This is a genomic window from Variovorax sp. W1I1 (assembly GCF_030815625.1).
GTDB classification, from domain to species: domain Bacteria; phylum Pseudomonadota; class Gammaproteobacteria; order Burkholderiales; family Burkholderiaceae_C; genus Variovorax; species Variovorax paradoxus_C.
This window is the reverse complement of sequence record NZ_JAUSWZ010000001.1, coordinates 2,496,922-2,512,229: the sequence shown is the minus strand read 5'-3', so window position 1 is coordinate 2,512,229 and position 15,308 is coordinate 2,496,922. Positions and strand designations below refer to the sequence as shown.

At 64.2% G+C, this 15,308-nt stretch carries 14 protein-coding genes; 5 read left to right on the top strand and 9 right to left on the bottom strand.

Annotated elements, in window-relative coordinates; genetic code table 11:
* Window positions 1–172: 172 nt before the first annotated feature.
* Entirely contained in the window at window positions 173–2,263 is a 2,091-nt protein-coding gene (locus tag QFZ83_RS11885) for a hypothetical protein (protein WP_307506442.1), read from the bottom strand.
* A gap of 933 nt (window positions 2,264–3,196) precedes the next feature.
* Here QFZ83_RS11885 and QFZ83_RS11880 point away from each other — a divergent pair.
* Complete coding sequence (locus QFZ83_RS11880; RefSeq protein WP_307506440.1) at window positions 3,197–4,702, top strand: hypothetical protein; 1,506 nt, start codon at window positions 3,197–3,199, stop codon at window positions 4,700–4,702.
* Window positions 4,703–4,878: 176 nt separating this feature from the next.
* On the opposite strand, the gene QFZ83_RS11875 is transcribed toward QFZ83_RS11880, so the two are convergent.
* The 3 genes from QFZ83_RS11875 to QFZ83_RS32755 all read right to left on the bottom strand — a co-directional run bounded on the left by QFZ83_RS11875 (window position 4,879) and on the right by QFZ83_RS32755 (window position 7,740).
* Window positions 4,879–5,808 carry an ArdC family protein gene (locus QFZ83_RS11875; protein WP_307506436.1) on the bottom strand — a complete coding sequence of 310 codons (930 nt, stop codon included), beginning with the start codon at window positions 5,806–5,808 and terminating at the stop codon, window positions 4,879–4,881.
* Window positions 5,809–6,563: 755 nt separating this feature from the next.
* On the bottom strand, window positions 6,564–6,926 hold the full coding sequence (locus QFZ83_RS11870; RefSeq protein WP_307506433.1) for a DUF2958 domain-containing protein: 363 nt from the start codon (window positions 6,924–6,926) through the stop codon (window positions 6,564–6,566).
* A 673-nt stretch (window positions 6,927–7,599) separates the two neighbouring features.
* Window positions 7,600–7,740 (bottom strand): hypothetical protein, encoded by a 141-nt coding sequence (locus QFZ83_RS32755; protein WP_373457535.1) that lies wholly within the window; start codon window positions 7,738–7,740, stop codon window positions 7,600–7,602.
* A gap of 97 nt (window positions 7,741–7,837) precedes the next feature.
* Here QFZ83_RS32755 and QFZ83_RS32750 point away from each other — a divergent pair, with 97 nt between their 5' ends.
* Both QFZ83_RS32750 and QFZ83_RS11860 read left to right on the top strand, forming a co-directional pair.
* Window positions 7,838–7,993: a hypothetical protein gene (locus tag QFZ83_RS32750; RefSeq protein WP_373457534.1), complete on the top strand. Its 156-nt coding sequence runs from the start codon at window positions 7,838–7,840 to the stop codon at window positions 7,991–7,993.
* Between the two features lie 434 nt (window positions 7,994–8,427).
* The gene (locus QFZ83_RS11860; RefSeq protein WP_307506430.1) at window positions 8,428–8,745 is read left to right on the top strand and encodes an aldolase/citrate lyase family protein; all 318 of its coding nucleotides are present in this window, start codon (window positions 8,428–8,430) and stop codon (window positions 8,743–8,745) included.
* A gap of 44 nt (window positions 8,746–8,789) precedes the next feature.
* Here QFZ83_RS11860 and QFZ83_RS11855 read toward each other — a convergent pair whose 3' ends face one another.
* Window positions 8,790–9,362 (bottom strand): helix-turn-helix domain-containing protein, encoded by a 573-nt coding sequence (locus QFZ83_RS11855; RefSeq protein ID WP_307506428.1) that lies wholly within the window; start codon window positions 9,360–9,362, stop codon window positions 8,790–8,792.
* A gap of 187 nt (window positions 9,363–9,549) precedes the next feature.
* Here QFZ83_RS11855 and QFZ83_RS11850 point away from each other — a divergent pair, with 187 nt between their 5' ends.
* A complete protein-coding gene (locus tag QFZ83_RS11850; protein WP_307506423.1) occupies window positions 9,550–9,879 on the top strand; it encodes a helix-turn-helix domain-containing protein in 330 nt (109 codons plus the stop codon).
* A gap of 363 nt (window positions 9,880–10,242) precedes the next feature.
* On the opposite strand, the gene QFZ83_RS11845 is transcribed toward QFZ83_RS11850, so the two are convergent.
* Window positions 10,243–10,524, bottom strand: a complete 282-nt coding sequence (locus tag QFZ83_RS11845; protein WP_307506420.1) for a hypothetical protein — start codon at window positions 10,522–10,524, stop codon at window positions 10,243–10,245.
* Window positions 10,525–10,538: 14 nt separating this feature from the next.
* On the bottom strand, window positions 10,539–10,664 hold the full coding sequence (locus QFZ83_RS11840) for a YHYH domain-containing protein (protein WP_307506416.1): 126 nt from the start codon (window positions 10,662–10,664) through the stop codon (window positions 10,539–10,541).
* 1,337 nt (window positions 10,665–12,001) lie between these two features.
* Between QFZ83_RS11840 and QFZ83_RS11835 the strand changes: the two genes are divergently transcribed.
* On the top strand, window positions 12,002–12,772 hold the full coding sequence (locus QFZ83_RS11835) for a hypothetical protein (RefSeq protein WP_307506414.1): 771 nt from the start codon (window positions 12,002–12,004) through the stop codon (window positions 12,770–12,772).
* A gap of 276 nt (window positions 12,773–13,048) precedes the next feature.
* Here QFZ83_RS11835 and QFZ83_RS11830 read toward each other — a convergent pair whose 3' ends face one another.
* On the bottom strand, window positions 13,049–13,261 hold the full coding sequence (locus tag QFZ83_RS11830) for a hypothetical protein (RefSeq protein WP_307506411.1): 213 nt from the start codon (window positions 13,259–13,261) through the stop codon (window positions 13,049–13,051).
* A 712-nt stretch (window positions 13,262–13,973) separates the two neighbouring features.
* Window positions 13,974–15,281: a M20 family metallopeptidase gene (locus QFZ83_RS11825; RefSeq protein ID WP_307506409.1), complete on the bottom strand. Its 1,308-nt coding sequence runs from the start codon at window positions 15,279–15,281 to the stop codon at window positions 13,974–13,976.
* Window positions 15,282–15,308: the final 27 nt, after the last annotated feature.

The following is a 15,308-nucleotide window of genomic DNA, read 5'->3' as shown; positions in this document are numbered from 1 at the left end:
CGGTCCCTTCAATTGCTCGGCGCTGAGCGAGGTGGAAGAAGGCTCTCATCGGAGAGCCGGCGTTCAGCCTGCGTCACCGGGACATGCGCGGGCTGAGTCCTGCCCGCCGGGACGTGGAACTCGTTTCAGGAATCTCCAAGCAGCTCGGACCGAAGACCGCGCCGAGGAATTCTCACCGACCCACCGTATCGTCGAAAGGCGGATCAGCGGTCATGCCACCGGTCTTGACCCGCATCGATGCCATGTCGAGTTCGTAGGGTGGAACGGGCAGGCGCTTGTCGTACGCAGGGACGTTGCCCGCGGCATCGAGCTCGAACGCCGTGCCGTAGGCCACTTTATCGCCGCCGAAGGCGTCCGTGTAGCCCAGTGCATTCGTGTGGAACGGCAAGAACGTCTTCGTATCGGTGGAGCCGCTGACGCTCGTGGTCTTCACCAGCAGCAGATCCTCCCCGACCACGGCCGGAGCAATCTTGATCAGCCTGCCGACGACGTCGATCGCCGCATTGATCGAGACCGAGTTGCCCTCGAAGCCCAATCCTGTGTAGGGCAACGAACCGCTGCCGCTCCAGGTCCTCGTGGACAGCCCTCCGACATTGGTCCCCGACGCCTTGTAGGTGACCTTGCTGTCCGACGCGGGAATGAAGGACTGCACGCTGCGCTTGAGTGATCCATCGACCGCGGTGCGCAGCGCATGCGCATCGCCGCGCAGATGGAGATTGATCGAGAGATCGCAGGTCAGCAATCCCGTGTTCCCCGGCAGCCACAGAGTGCTGTAGGTGTACTCGACCACGCCGCGCCACGATGTGAGCACACGGCGGTTGCTGGTGCGCTTGCGCGCCGTGACGATGACATCGCCATGGGACCCCGGGGGATCGGAAGCGGCGGTCGGCAGCACGAGCGTGATCTTGTCGTTGCCCCACCCCTCCACCGCGACCTTCGTGCCGCCGATGGACACTTCCCCGGCTTCGGTACCGAAGTTTCCGTGGATGAGGAGCCGGTCGCCGGAGTCCACACTCAGCTCCGAGATCACCGGGTTGCTCAGGTCGAAGCCGTCTCCGAAGCGCTTGATGTACGCGGGCTCGGCCAGGGGATCCACCTTGCCTTCTTTGTTGACGTGGGGCGTGATCAACAGATTGGGCTTGATCCCGCCGTTCGTCTTTTCCCGCATGAAGGTCCAGACATCGTCCAGCGCGAAGGCGCGATTGGCGGGCTTTCCCGGGTCGAACGCGTTGGTGCCGGTGAGCCGGTCGAACATGTAGACCATCGACAGTGCGCCGAAGGGGTTGGTGCTGCCGTCCCATGCAACGATGGTGCCTGCGCCCTTCCCACTCAGCGCCTCGCGGATCGGGCTGCCTTCCGGCGAGCCGCTGTTGCAGGCCAGCGTCACGACCAGCGATCCCTTGCCGAAGAGCAGGTGTTCCTTGAGGAAGCCATCGGTGAGGCCGTAGACCGGGGGATTCCCTCCGCGCGCCTCGGCCTCCCGATCGCGATCACGGTGGTAGACCAGCAGACCGGCTTTGAAAAGTGCCTCGTACTTTTTCTCGTTTTCGGCCGTCGCGCGCGTTTCCGAAAATATCCCGAACTGCCTTTGCCCGGTCGGCCCGAGCTCGGCCGAGTGGCAGGCGAGATACATCAAGCCGATCTGTTTGCCGCTGAGCCCGAGGAATGAGTCGACAGTGACCGCGTGGTCAGGGTGGATGGTCCAGCCCCTCTCCTTGAGCGCGTCGGTCACTTTTTGCTGAAACGGCTTGACGGCATCGAATTCACCACTGCCATCGCCCCCGTCCCCGCACATGATGACAGCCAGTTCCGTCTCGGGCAGTTCGGGCTTGCCGGCGTCCGCAACAGCCGCAAGGCTGACGGTACGTGCCGCGCTTGCGGATTGCGGCAGCCGAGGAAGCTCCAGGGGGTCGACCTTGCGCCAGTTGTCTGTATAGACAAAGTAGCGCCCATCCTTGAAGCGCGCCCAGAATGTGTCCTTGCCCTTGCCCGCCTGGTCGTACTCGGGCTGGGTCAGGGCCCAATCGACAAGCGCCTCGAAGGGAGCGGCGGTGCCGCTCGCAACGAGTTCCATGTACTTGTCGTGCACGCGTCGCGTCGCTGCCGAGCGCTCCTCGATTGGCATGATGGTGCCGTCGCCTTGGCCGCCATCTGGATCGCCGCCGCCTCCGATCCCCTGGAATGGCAGGCCGCCGCCGTTGCCACCTCCGCCGCCACAGGCGGAGATCGCCGCGGTCATCCCTGCGGCCATTGCGCGCGCCATCACTTGACGCCTTGTACTGCCCTTAGATCTCATGATTGTCTGGTTGAAGCGGGCACGGTCACTGCCCGGAAATGAATGAGAGCGGATGACCGGGCCGCTGGATGCATTCGTGAGTGCAGTCGCCCAAGGTCCTGCGGCAAGCAGCCGATGCAGGCGACCAGTGCGCAAGCTTCGTGGCGGTCATCGATCGCGTAGGACCTGGAATACATGCGTCTTCGCCATTGAGAAGCGGCGAAGAATAGGTGCGAGCGGGGTATTCGCGAGGCTGCGGGCGACCATCGCGAACGCCTGGCTCCGATTTCGAGCGCCTGGGCTGCGAAAACACCCGGTGCATCGTGGAACCGCGGAGCCGCAGCCGCGTTTTCGGACCTGCTCTGCGTCGGCGAATCGCCGGCCGCGAGGCCTCGCCCGCCCCGTCCCATGAACCGATGCGCCGTCCCACCGATCGCAGCAACCGCTTGGCGAAAGTCCAGCCGGGTTCCAGGCCGATCGCTCCCTCCTGCTCAACGACAACCGTCTCGATTCCACTCAATTCCACGCGCCTGCGTGCCACGAGACCGAAGACATCTCGGCCGCATGCGCGGTGCAGCGCAGTTCGTCTTCAGCAAGCACAAGCCATGACGCGGACTGCGCGTGAAGGGAGCCGTCGAACGGACGAGACGCCGCCCAGCGTGCGCATTCGCATTCAGCGCTTGCAGCAAACGCCGCCTTGACGCGCGATCGGCGTCGGCAGGGATTTCGACGGGGCATCCATGCCCGGATGCGACTGCATCGGCGCCGCGCGACGGCCGGAACGAACGCAGGGCTGCGAAATGCGGTGAGCCGGCTCTGGGACGGAGCGGCCGCGATCGGAACAATCCGTCCCTCGAATTCGCAAGGTGGGGCCGACCTTGCGCGATGGTGAAGAGGGAGTGGCCGTCCCGGAGGGTAAGCATGAAATTTCAAGAGCGGCTGCAGAAAGCATCGAGGCGGCACTTTTTGTCAGCGGTGAGCGCTGCGGCGACGGCGGTCGGCATCGCCGGATGCGGAGGCGGAGGGTCGGGCAGCGGCTTTGCATGGCCGATCGACCAGGGCGGACAAATGCCGCCGCCGCCACCCCCACCGGCCCCGCCCCCGCCTGCACCGCCGCCACCCGCCCAGGCTGTCGGGCGATGGGGCGAGGCGACGATCATCGGGCCGTCGATACCCAAGCAGACCGGCTATGCGGTCAGTGCCGTGAAGACCTCCGCCGCAGGGCGCTTCATCTCCGTGGCATGGACGCAGGGAGCGCAGGTTTGGGTTCGCACCTACGAGACGGAAAAGGGCTGGGGAGCGCCCTTCAATGCAACGCCCAACATCATTGAATCGCCGCTGTTTGCATTGGAAATAGCGCAGCACGCATCGGGCAACCTTGCGCTGGCTTGGGTCTCGGGCAGCAACGAACTGCGCCAGCATGTGTACTTGGTCATCGTCGCGCCAGGCACCCTGCCCGACGCGACGCGAGTCAGCGAGGATGCCGCGGAAATCAGGTCGTTGGCGCTTGCCATCGACGAACGAGGAGCGGCTGTCGTGGCTTGGGGCGTGCAGCAGAACTTCCCCGAATCAGCCAGGACGGTGTGGACCGCCTCGCTGTCGATCGACGGCGTCGGGCAGGACGGCGCACGCTTCCCGCTTCCCGCGGGCTACGACAGCGCCGTCTTTACGCTCTCGCGCGGCAGCGCGCCGCAGGTCGCGCTTGCCATGCATCTGCGATCGCCGCAGACACGCGAAGACACGGCGACCGTCGTCCATTACTTCGATTCGACCACGAGCAGCTGGAGCGCACCGCAGCAAGTCGAGGGTCCGGTCGACGGCAAGCGGGCGCGCGAGATGTGCATGGCCTTTGCCAATGAGGCGTACTCGCTGGCCTCCTTGCGAAGCCGCGCGGATCACAAGGCTTGCGAGATACGGGTTTCGAAGGGCGGAAGAACCGGGTGGAGTGGGCACAAGGCTCTCGAGCCCGAGCATCAGGAGGCCGCCAGTGCATTGCGCATGGAGACTGCCGACGGTCGCCAGACGCTGCTCGCGTGGACGCAGTACGACCTGGACGGCCAGGCGAACAACAAGGTGATGTACGCCACGGGACAGGACATTCTGTCCCTGTCGAGCGCGGTACCGGTCGACCCCACCGCCGGGGAAGATACGCTGAGAGGATGCGCCGCTGTCGGTACCGGCGCCATCGGGGCATGGGTACGCGGGAGCGACGGACCGGGCGGCTACAGCATCGTTGTTTCCGCCAATGACGGAGACGGCTGGGAGCCGGCGCTTGTCGCCGATCGTCTCAAAGCTTCACCGCAAAGCGTGCCCGAATGTGCGGCCATCGCTGACTTCGCACTCGTCGCATGGCGACAGGCCCGCGACGACGATACGGGCTTGGACGACATCTGGGTCATCGAACGCACCTACGGCCGCGCGGGCTGACGGTGCCGTCGAGCGGATTCGGCCGCCACGGCAAGCGCGGTCGCGTCGTTCTGGATCTTCCGGTCGCCTGGTGAGCGAGTGCGCGGCCTCGGATGGTGGCCGGAAGAGGCCCCTCCGCGACCTTAGAGGCCGCGGCGATACGCTGCCCCAGACCACCGCCCTCAATCCCGCGCGTTCTAACCGTCAATGCAAATCGCCGGCATCTCGCGCGCCACGATAAACGCGAAGGCATCCTCGGCGAGCCGCGCAGCCGTGAAGATCGCCGTGCGGTCGCCGCGCAGCACCCGCAGCCAGGCATCGATGTACGCCGCATGCCCCTCAACCGTGGCGTCGACCAGCCCGCAGTGCCCCATCACGAACGCGCTGCCGAGCTCGGCCACCAGTTCCTCGAAGGCATAGGCCGCGTCGCCGAAGCGGCGCCCGAAGCTGCGGTTCAGCCGCTCGGGATGCCCGGTCCAATGCACCAACTCGTGCAACGCCGTTGCGCACTGCGCCTCGGCACTGGTGAACTGCCGCGGCCACGGCAGCCGGATCTCGTCGAGCGCAGGGAGGTACGCCGCCTGGTCGAAGCCGTGACGAATCGTCGCGTTGCAGCCCCCCAGCAGTCGCATCGCCCGCTCCACCGAGTCCCGCGAACTCGGCGGGGAAGCGATACCCATATCCACCACCTCGAGCGGCAACCCGTCGATCTGCGCCACGTTGAACAGCCAGAACGGCAGGCAGAGCAGCACGCCCGCACGGGCACCGGCATCGGCGGCCACGACCTCCTCGTCCACACTGCCTTCGGGCAGCGCATCGCCGGCCTCGCCGCGGCGTTCGCGCGCCCTGCGCTCGAAGTGCGCGCACAGCACGCCGCGCTCGCCCTTGCGGACCTGGGCGCCGAGACTTTGCGCCTGCCGGTAGGTCAGCCACACGCTGGACGCGTAGCCCGCCTCGATTGCCGCCTCCCAGAGCAGCAGCACGTTCGCGCCGCGGTACGGTGCGCCGGTCTTGCCGTTGCGAGGCACGCCGCGTGCCGCCGCCCGCGTCCAGCGTTCTCGGAACACAGGGCCGCCCTTCTCCAGCATCGCGATGATGCGGTCCGTCACGACCTGCCGCACGTCCATGCGGCCCCGATCCCGCGCAGCGGTGCCTGCGGATTCGGCGACACCTCCACCTGCTTGGGGTGAGCCCTCGGGGGGTACGGGGGGAACGCCCGTGGCTGTCCGGTGGCCAGGGAGCGTCGCGCCGCGCGCACCGCGCCGGTTGGAACTGGAAGTCGAATTGGCGTGCATGGCTGGGCCTTTCTGCGGCATCTGCCGCGGTGGTTGAACATCTGCTTTCGGAGCCGCCTCGACGCATGAAAAGCGCGCGGAAAGGGCCGATGTCCAGGGACCGCCCGCAAGCCGCAGCCGAGCGCAGCGAGGACCGGGTGAGGACGGTGGCAAAGCCCGCAGCCCTGGACAGCGGCCCGAGCGCGCTATGCGTCGGTCAAGAGGTGGCTTCGAATGCAGAGCCAACGCGGACTGGCGGCAGACCGCCCCACGCAGCCATCGCGAGCGCCGCGACCCGCAGGGGTGCGCCAGCCACACGCTGCGAAGCACGCGGTGCCACGTGAACGTCGGAACCGCCGAACGCAAGGCGGGCGGCCTGGCCGGCTGCTGCCGTGCATGCACGGCCACTTGAGCGGCAACGGTCGAGAACCGACGAACATTGGCGCAATGCGGCGACCACGCCAACTATTCGATATCAGAGTCGACAGCCGCGCCCTTGACCACCGCCTGCGCGTAGCACGGCTGGCGTGTCGCCGGAACAGGAAAGCAACGAAGAGAGAAAAGAAGAGAAGAACAAAAGGCCGCCGGCCGAGCCGGCGGCCGGGCCCTCACGCCTGGATGCGGCCCGCCATCCGCGCCTCCTTCGCATAGGCACTCAGGCGCTTGACGGCCCGGAAGTGCAGGTCCTGCTCGATCGGCAGGCCCAGCATGCCGCGCACCTGCGCCAGGTCGGCGAGGCTCACGCAACCCAGCTCGGGGAATCCGAGCCCGAGATCGCACAGCCCGAACGCGATGTCGTGGTCCCCGGGATCGATCTCGCTCAGCAGCCAGGTGGCGCCGGCGTCCGGCGTGAACAGCTTAATCACGGGCAGCGGATCGAGGCCCGCCTCTGCCCGGGACTGCGCGCCGTTGCCCAGCATCAGTTCGAACTGCGCATCGGTGATGAAAGGAAAGTTGGAAATGGAAGCCATGACGTTCTCCTTGAACGGTTGCGGGCGGGATTGCCCGGGACCGTCGCCGGCACGCCGCAGCGCAGCAGTCAAGGTTCGAAGACGGCCGCAGGCCGCCAGCGCGCCACGGGACGCGCGCAGACCTTGACGGCGAGAACGGTGTGCCACCCTCAAGGTCGCAGCAAGGCCAGCCCATCCCCCCGCCTCCTGCCCCTCTTCCGTCCCGTCTTCAAGGAGAGCCGCCTTTCAGCCAGTCAGGGCGCGCATTCTTGCGACGGTGAATGCTCCACACCGATGGGCGCGAAGCACCTGGCCCCAGACCTGCAGGTCGAGCGACGTCCGCAGCAGCCTTCGGCTTTCCGCTTCGGTGACATGTTCTCGGTGAATCGGCCCTGGTACTTATGACGCCGAACTGAAGCCATTCTCGCGTCAGCTTCCCAGGTGCCTCCGCATAGGGCCGCAAGCCGTCGATTTGGGGCTCAATGATGAAATCCGAGTTGCCAGTTGACCTTCAACGGTGATTGCATTAACTAGTCGTTTATTGACAAATGACTAATTGTTGCAACATACCTCAGGATGGGCTCGGATCCAACGCTCGAACAAGCCGTGTTCGCGCTCGCCGCGCGTCGACCACTGCTGCGCGCGCGAACTGGCTGAGCACGGCCTGCCGACAGTGATGCTCAGCCGACTGGTTTCAGCCGGCAAGCTCGAGCGCATCGCCCGCGGCATCTACAGCCTGCCGGGACGCGCGCTCGGCGAGCACCGGTCTCTGGCCGAGGTCGCCCTGCGCGTGCCGCGTGGCGTGGTATGCCTGCTGTCGGGGCTGCGCGTCCATGGCATCGCACGCAGGCCCCGTTCGAGGCTTGGTTGGCAATCCCCCAGCACTAGCCCACACCCTCCGGCTGGATCAGCCTACTCTGCGCGTGGTGCGCATGTCGGGGACGGCTCTGGCCGAAGGCATCGAGCCGGTCGAGATCGACGACGTGAAGGTCCCGGTGTTCAACGCGGCCAAGACGATCGTCGACTGTTTCAAGTGCCGCAACAAGATCGGCCTCGACGTGGCGCTGGAAGTGCTGCACGATGGCTGATCGCAGCGCAAGCTGACGATGGATGCGCTCTGGCACTACGCCAGAGTGGATCGCCTGGTCAACGTCGTGCGGCCCCATCTGGCGACTCGGGGCCCACACAGCCGCTCTAACAAGCCTCTTTTCGCCCCCGCGATCGCATCTGCCTGCGGCATGCGCCGCGTCATACCCGGTGTGAACTAACGTCGGCTTGACGAACGGACGGACCCCGCGCAACCTCAGCCAAGGGGAGCGTCCGTGGAGAGAGAGGATTGAAATGATGATTCGCACTCGTTTGCAGCATGCGCGCCTTGCTCTTCAAAGCGAAGCACTGACCATGTTTGTAGCGTATGGCACTGTCGGCCTCTGGGTGTTTTTTTGGTTTGGCGACTAGCGGCATTCCGGGAGCTTTGCGTCCATGCAGCGGTAGGGGCGCGAGTGTCGAGCCACGGCGTTCGATGGCCGCGGCCATCGCGGCCGTGTCCGGTGTCGACGCCGTCTTCGTCGGCCCAAACGATCTCTCCCATGCCATGGGTTTCGACAACAACTGGAAAGCACCCGAAGTCGAAGCCGCGATCGAGCGCGCACTCTGCGCGATCCGCGATGCTGGCAACTGCGGCGGCGTGATCGCGCTCACGCCCGAGGACGAGGACAAGTACGGCCAATGGGGCGCACGCTATTTCGCGGGCACCACGACCGGCCTGATCACGCAGGCTTTTCAGCAGGCCGCTAGCGCGGGCGGCCGGCGCCCCGCGGCGGGCAAGCTCGGCTACTGACGGGTGTCGGGCGCGCGAAGGCCGGAACGCGAATCCGCGTGCCCTCAGTCCCGCAGCGTGAACACCACCGACAGATAAGACACCGGCCCCTTCTGAATGGCCTCGATCCCGTGCAGTGCGGTCGCCTCGAACTGCAGCGAGTCCCCTGCCCCCACCGTGACCACCTTGGCGCCATAGCGGTAGCTGACCTCCCCGGACAGGAAGTACAGGAACTTCAGGCCCGGATGCTGGAAGGTCACGTAGGGATCGGCGCCCGGCAGCAGCGTGACAAGGTAGGGCTCGACGAACAGGTTGCCCGACAACAGGTGCCCCAGCAACTCGTAGCGGTAGTCTGAAACCGCACCGACGCGATCGACCACAACGCCCTGCCCTGCGCGCACGTGGCAGAAGTCCGTACGCCGCCCCTGATCGCCAAAGAAGCGCGACACCGGCACACCCAAACCATTCGCGAGTCGCTCCAAGGTCTCCACCGAAGGCGAGACCAGCCCGCGCTCGATGCGCGAGAGCATCGAGGAAGAAATCCCGGACAGCTTCGCCAGCTCCCCACCTGAGACATCAGCCGCCATGCGAAGCGCCCTCACCTGCGCACCGATGCGCGCAGCGGACAAGCTGCGCACGACCGGAGCGGGTTGCCGCGGCGGGACACGCGTCACCGAGCCCGGCAACCTCAAACGCCGGGCGCTGGGGAGTGGCGATGCAACTGCTCGATTGGGCATGTGGGACTTGCCTTGACACGGTATTTGCAAGTCCAAATTCTACGAAAAACGTAGAGACGAGAAAAGTCGTTCTTACGACTATCGTAGAGTGTCTCCCAGCCGATCTCCTCGCTCAATCTTCGGTGCCCGTCTGCGGCTTGCGCGATTGGCAGCCGGCCTGCCGCAGGACAAACTTGGAGTGAAGGCGGGGCTGGACGAAGGTAGTGCAAGCGCGCGCATCTCTCGCTACGAGAGCGGAATTCACGAGCCAAACATTGCGTTTGCCCATCGACTCGCAGACGAGCTCGGCATACCCGCCGCTTACTTTTACGCAGTAGACGACGAGTTGGCCAAGCTCATCCTCTGGTTTGGCCAATTGAGCACGAAGCAGCGCAAGTCGCTTCTGGAATTTGCCGGTCAGCTCAAATCGTCCTCCTAGAAACGACGACTACCGCGCTCAACAGCCGGTGGCGCTCAAAATCCGCGCGCCTCGCGACAAACCGTTTGGCATTGGAGCGACACGCCGAAAAGAAGCATCACGCGTTTACCAGCGATACCCGAATGCGATGAAGGTGCGCGAGAACCGGACAGAGATCACACAAGACAAGATGCTCCAGACAACTGGCGCGCATTGTCTTTTTTTGATCTTCGCAAGCTGTACTGAGAAGACGGATCGTTGAAGGCTCGCGGCTGACCCGCAACGTCCGCGTATGCGCGAGATGGCTAAGTGCGACTGAGGTGCAGGAAAGGCAATTTATCAGCCCCGCCAGTCAGCCAGCGCAAGCCGCGGACGCGAACCTTGTCAATCCCGCGGCTTGGTGCCTTCCTTGCCGGTGTAGGGGTTGACGTTCCCCTTGGTGGACCAGTTGTCCGCCTTCGTCCCATTGGGGTTGGTGGCGTGGCTGGGCGCTACATAAGTTCCATTGCTCTTCGTGTAGCCGCTGGTTGAGTGACTACCGCTCGACGCGCCGGAACTGTATGAATGAGAGCCGCTGTAGCCGCTCGAGCCGTGCCCACCGCCGCCCTTGGCAAAGGCCGAGGAGCCAAAGGCGAGGATGGCGGCCAGGAGGAAGATTGATTTCATCTTGATAGCTCCGATCAATGGCAATGCGTGCCGCCGTTTTTGTGGTCGCGATGGCAACCGTTCTTGTCGGTGCCGCCCGAGTGAGCGAGAGCGCCGCAACTCATACATAGAGCTGCAAGCAGGACTGCGATCTTTTTCATGTGTCTCCTCGGTTGATGGAGGTCGAAGTGTGGTGCCGTGGTCGAGTTGCTCTACGAGGGTTTGCGAGTGTCCTCCCATGATCATGGGAGAGATGGCCAGGGACGGGATGCAACGCCTCGGGATGCGCCATAGCTCGGATAGCATCCCTCCGCCTCGCTCGGTTGACCACTGGTCGAAAGCTCAGCGAGTGATCTGGAACATCAGGGTCCTTCGAGTCATCCAGGTCATCTGCGCCGTCTGGGCCATCAACAGCAACCAAGACGGTGAAATGGAACTCCCCTTCCTTCAGTTCGTTGACCGTCAGCGCCCATCGACCAGACCCAATCATTTGCAACTGCCGTTGTTGTTCCGGACCTTTGTAGCGCGTCGCAGCGTTTTGCTCTGTCAACGATGGTCACAGCGGAGGAAAGTTCCGCACATCAACGAACGACAATTCGCACATGAGCCAGACCGATTTTTTCAACGCATAGGCCACTATCCTCCGCGCGCCATCGTGGCTAGGCCAGGCGTCTACGAAGACTGCGAGTTGCCCCTCGCGCCTGGCGACTACAAGATCACGCCGGGCGAACGGTGGACCGTCACCTCGCCGAAACCAACGAGATCGTCTACAACGGAATCGGGCCGGTCGAAATTCCTCAAAATATCAACCCGGCCTGATCGCGACGGCCGCGCCGTAACACATTGCCCGCTCCGTGCGGGCTTTTTCATGGTTGCTCATCTAGGCTCAAGCGAGCCGCGGCAACCAACAGCACAAAGCCCTGATAAGTTTCGGGATCGGGGGCGGCACCTGGAAAGAGTGCATGACGCACCGCATTGCACCGTCGGCAATGCCGCGACGATGTTGCCGCGCGAGTCCCTGCCGCCGTCCATGCGCGCAACCAAGTGCTCGGCGCTCACATTGCGCCCCATAGGCTGGAGGCAGTAGAAGCAGTGACCGCCCTGCTCTGGGCAGGCGCGGCGTCGAAGACTCTGAAGGTGAAGGTGATGTGCCCGCATGGGAACTCCCTAAGGTTGAACTTAAAAGTCCCCGGGTTCGCTTGTGCGCAGAGCGGGCGCGTCCACGAACACATGGGCATGCCCGTCGAGATTTCCGAATCGACGCCTGGCGTGATGGTGGCGGCCGACGGGTCGGAGATTTCGCTGCCTAGCCCTCTACTCTGTCAGCACCATCGCATGGACGAAGGCCGCACTCGCGAAGGTCGCAGGTTTTAGCTGTCTATGCTAAATATCTGATCGCGGGTACGCTGATCGACTGCGCAGACGCCGAAGCGGTTCTTCAAATTGTGTCTGTCCGATACGCATTCTTTCGTTTTTGAATCACCGGAGGTGGCCTTCGATGTACGCAAAAGAACTATGGATTGTGGTGGTTGACGGTGGCCCTGGCTCGACAGAAATTACCGCCAAGAGCGCGCAAGGTTTGTTCGAAAAGTACGCAACCGAGTCCCGCGTCGGAACCCAACGCGTTGTCTGGAAAAAAATCTCGGCAGGAGGAGACGTAACCGAGGTGAATCGTTGGGAGAAGTTAGAAGCGACGCCCTCTAACGCTCAAACCACCGCCACTGGCGCGTTGATCGAGATCGGCCTGTACGTCGTAGCCCACGGTCAGGAAGAAAGCGGGCAAATTGCAGGCGGAGGCCCATATTCTTTGATCACGAAGCTGACCGCGGCGAGTGTGCCCCGCGCACAAAAGGTCAGCTTCGTTGCTTGCTACTCGGGACGGCACGATAAAGAAGCCGCGTTCGATGACAGATTGCGCGACTATGACCCTACGATTCATGGCTTGCCGGTAGAGGAACTGTCTTTCATCAGCATGTTTGCCGTCGGCTACCAGGACGCCTACTCGTCCAAAGGTCCTCTGCACGTTGCCGGATGGGAATCCTTTGTCAGTGTCTACCATCCCGACAAAACGGAAGATGTTCCTCACAACGCAAAGGCAAGGGACGTTGGAAGGAAATACGTCGCAGCGGCCGGCTCGAACCCCTACACCTTCATGAAGTCCGGTAGCTCATCTCGTAAAACAAAAAAGCGTATGTTCCGATGGGCCTTTGTCGAAGGCCAAGCCAGAGTCGAGAAAATCGGACTGCCAGAGTGGAAGAACTCGACATGACTGCGCACACCGGTCAATTTGGCCTCGTGATCATGAGCAGGACTACCCCGGCCAACTCTCGCCCCTCGTCAACGCGCATTTAAGCCCTTACACCAGGGCCTTTGAAGTCTAGGGCCTACTCTCCAAGCCTATCCCGAGGGCTATGCCGCGCCCTTGACCTTCTCCACCGTGCGAAGACCTCCCAGGCCCAGCATGCCAAGCAGATGATGCCGGCGGCGCCGCGTTCATCAGCTATTGCCGCCAATCCTCTCGGGCCCCCTTGTGGGCCCAGTTGGTCTACCTGCGCCGGCCGCCCACGTAATGGCTGCCCTTGCCGCTACGGCCGCTGCCGCCGACGCGTCGGCTTCCCGATCGATTAGCAGCCTCGACGATCGGCGCAGACGAGGCGCCGGCGGGATTGAATCCCAATCTGCCCGGCGTGGCCAGGGAACCTGCGTTGGAACCGCCGGCGGCCGCCGCGAGCAGGATGGCGAGCAATGTTGTCTTCATGGTTTTGGTCTCCTCGTGCCGAGCTGGGTCGGGCGCCCGGCTTCCCCGTACTTGGCGGACAGCTTGGCACGATGCTCTCACGCTGCACATGCGCTGGCGAGCCCATCGGGCTACCGCGTTCATGGGAGGCCCGCTGACCAACTCCAAGGTTGCCACGGAACCCCTTTAGGCCGAGGGATGAGCCATGCAGATCGTCACACGCAACTACCAGGGAACGCGATCGCCTACCAAGACGACGGCTGGTTCAACGCAACACAGGCGGCGGCGAAATTCGGCAAAAAGCCAGACCAACTCGAACTTCGCCCACGAGGCGTTGATTCACGGGAGGGCCGCCGCGTGCCCATCGCGCGGGCCCGGACGACGCCCCATACGGGCTGGCGCGCCACGCTGTTCGGCTTGGCGCAGCAGCTCAGCCTGTGCTCAGGAAGCTTGAGGTCGAACTCAAAGCTCCCAACCAGCCTTGTCGTCTCGCAGATCAATGTCCCTCGTCATCTCGCACTCGCATACGCTGCAACGATAGGTCTCGACGCCCCCTTTGCTGGGATGTGTGTGTCGCCGACTGCTGATCAGTGTTTAGGCTGCGTGCGGTGCATGGGTATGCCGCTTCTGATGCAATTCTTTGCAAGCTTCGCAAGGGGTCATCGTCGCCTCCATCGTTTGGAGCTAGCAGTATCGCGCTGCGCCGTCGTCGAGGTCGAACTGCCTCGGCAGCTCAACGCCCCTGAGGTCGCGCGCTGGCCAGTTGAGAAAGCGTGGCCGCGGTCAGCGCGCGAACGCCTACGCGCATCGCCGACTCGTCGATCTGGAACAGCGGTGAGTGATTCACCGGCCCGGCCTTGTCGCTCATCGGCGAAGCGTTCAACATCCAGAAGACGACCGGCACACCGGTCGAGCCGAAGGCGCCGAAGTCTTCCGATCCCATGGAGGCTGGCATCTGGCTCACCTTCGCAGCACCCCCCGCGGCGGCACCGAAGGCGCTCACCAGAGAGAGCGTGGCATCCTGGTCGTTCACCAGCACTTCGTAGCCGTCTCCGCTATCGATCTTCACGTCCGCCTGCACGCCATAGCTGGCCGCGATGCCCGCGGCGCGGCGGCGGATCTCCTCCTGAGCGATCTTCTGGTTCGCTGACGAGAGTGCGCGGATCGTGCCGGCGATCTCGGCCGTCTCAGGAAGCACATTGAAGCGATTCCCGCTTTGCAGCATGCCGGTGCTCACGATCGTCGGCCCGCCGTCGATGGTCGGGTTGATCCGGTGGCTCACAATGTTCTGCAGGCCCAGCACGGTCTCGGCCGCAGCCAGCATGGGCGAATTGGAGGCCCACGGCGCCGCGCCGTGGCCGCCCGTGCCCTTGAACTGGATCCGGAACACGTCGATGCTGGCCAGCATCGGGCCCGGCCTGTAGCGGATCGCGCCGGAAGGCGCCTGGTTGCTGATGTGCTGGCCGAGCACGATGTCGACCTTGGGGTTGTCGAGCACGCCCTCGCGCACCATGGCCATGGCGCCGCTGGACTTGCCCAGGCCCGGGCCGATCTCCTCAGCCGGCTGGAAGATGAAGACCACCGTGCCAGCCAGTTGCTCGCGCAACGACGACAGCACCTTGGCCGCGCCTAACAGCATGGCGACGTGCGCGTCGTGCCCGCAGACATGCGACACGGCGACGGGCTTGCCCAGCCAGTCCGCCTTGGCCGTGGACTTGAAGGGCAGGTCGTTGCGCTCCTCCACGGGCAAGGCATCCATGTCCGCACGCAGCGCCACCACAGGGCCTGGATGGGCACCACGCAGCACGGCCTTGATGCCCGTGCCGGCGATTCCGGTGCGCACCTCCAGGCCGGGCACGCCGGCGAGAGCCCGGGCGATGTACTTCGCGGTGCCGATTTCCTGGTAGGCCAGTTCGGGGTTCTGGTGAATGTGCCGACGCCATTCGACCACCTGGGGCTGCACGCCATCGGACAGGACCAGGGCCTGCGACAGCAACGAGGATGCCGTCGCAGGCGCCGCACTCTGTGCGTGCACCCCCATGAAGGAGGCTCCGAGAATGAAAGCGCA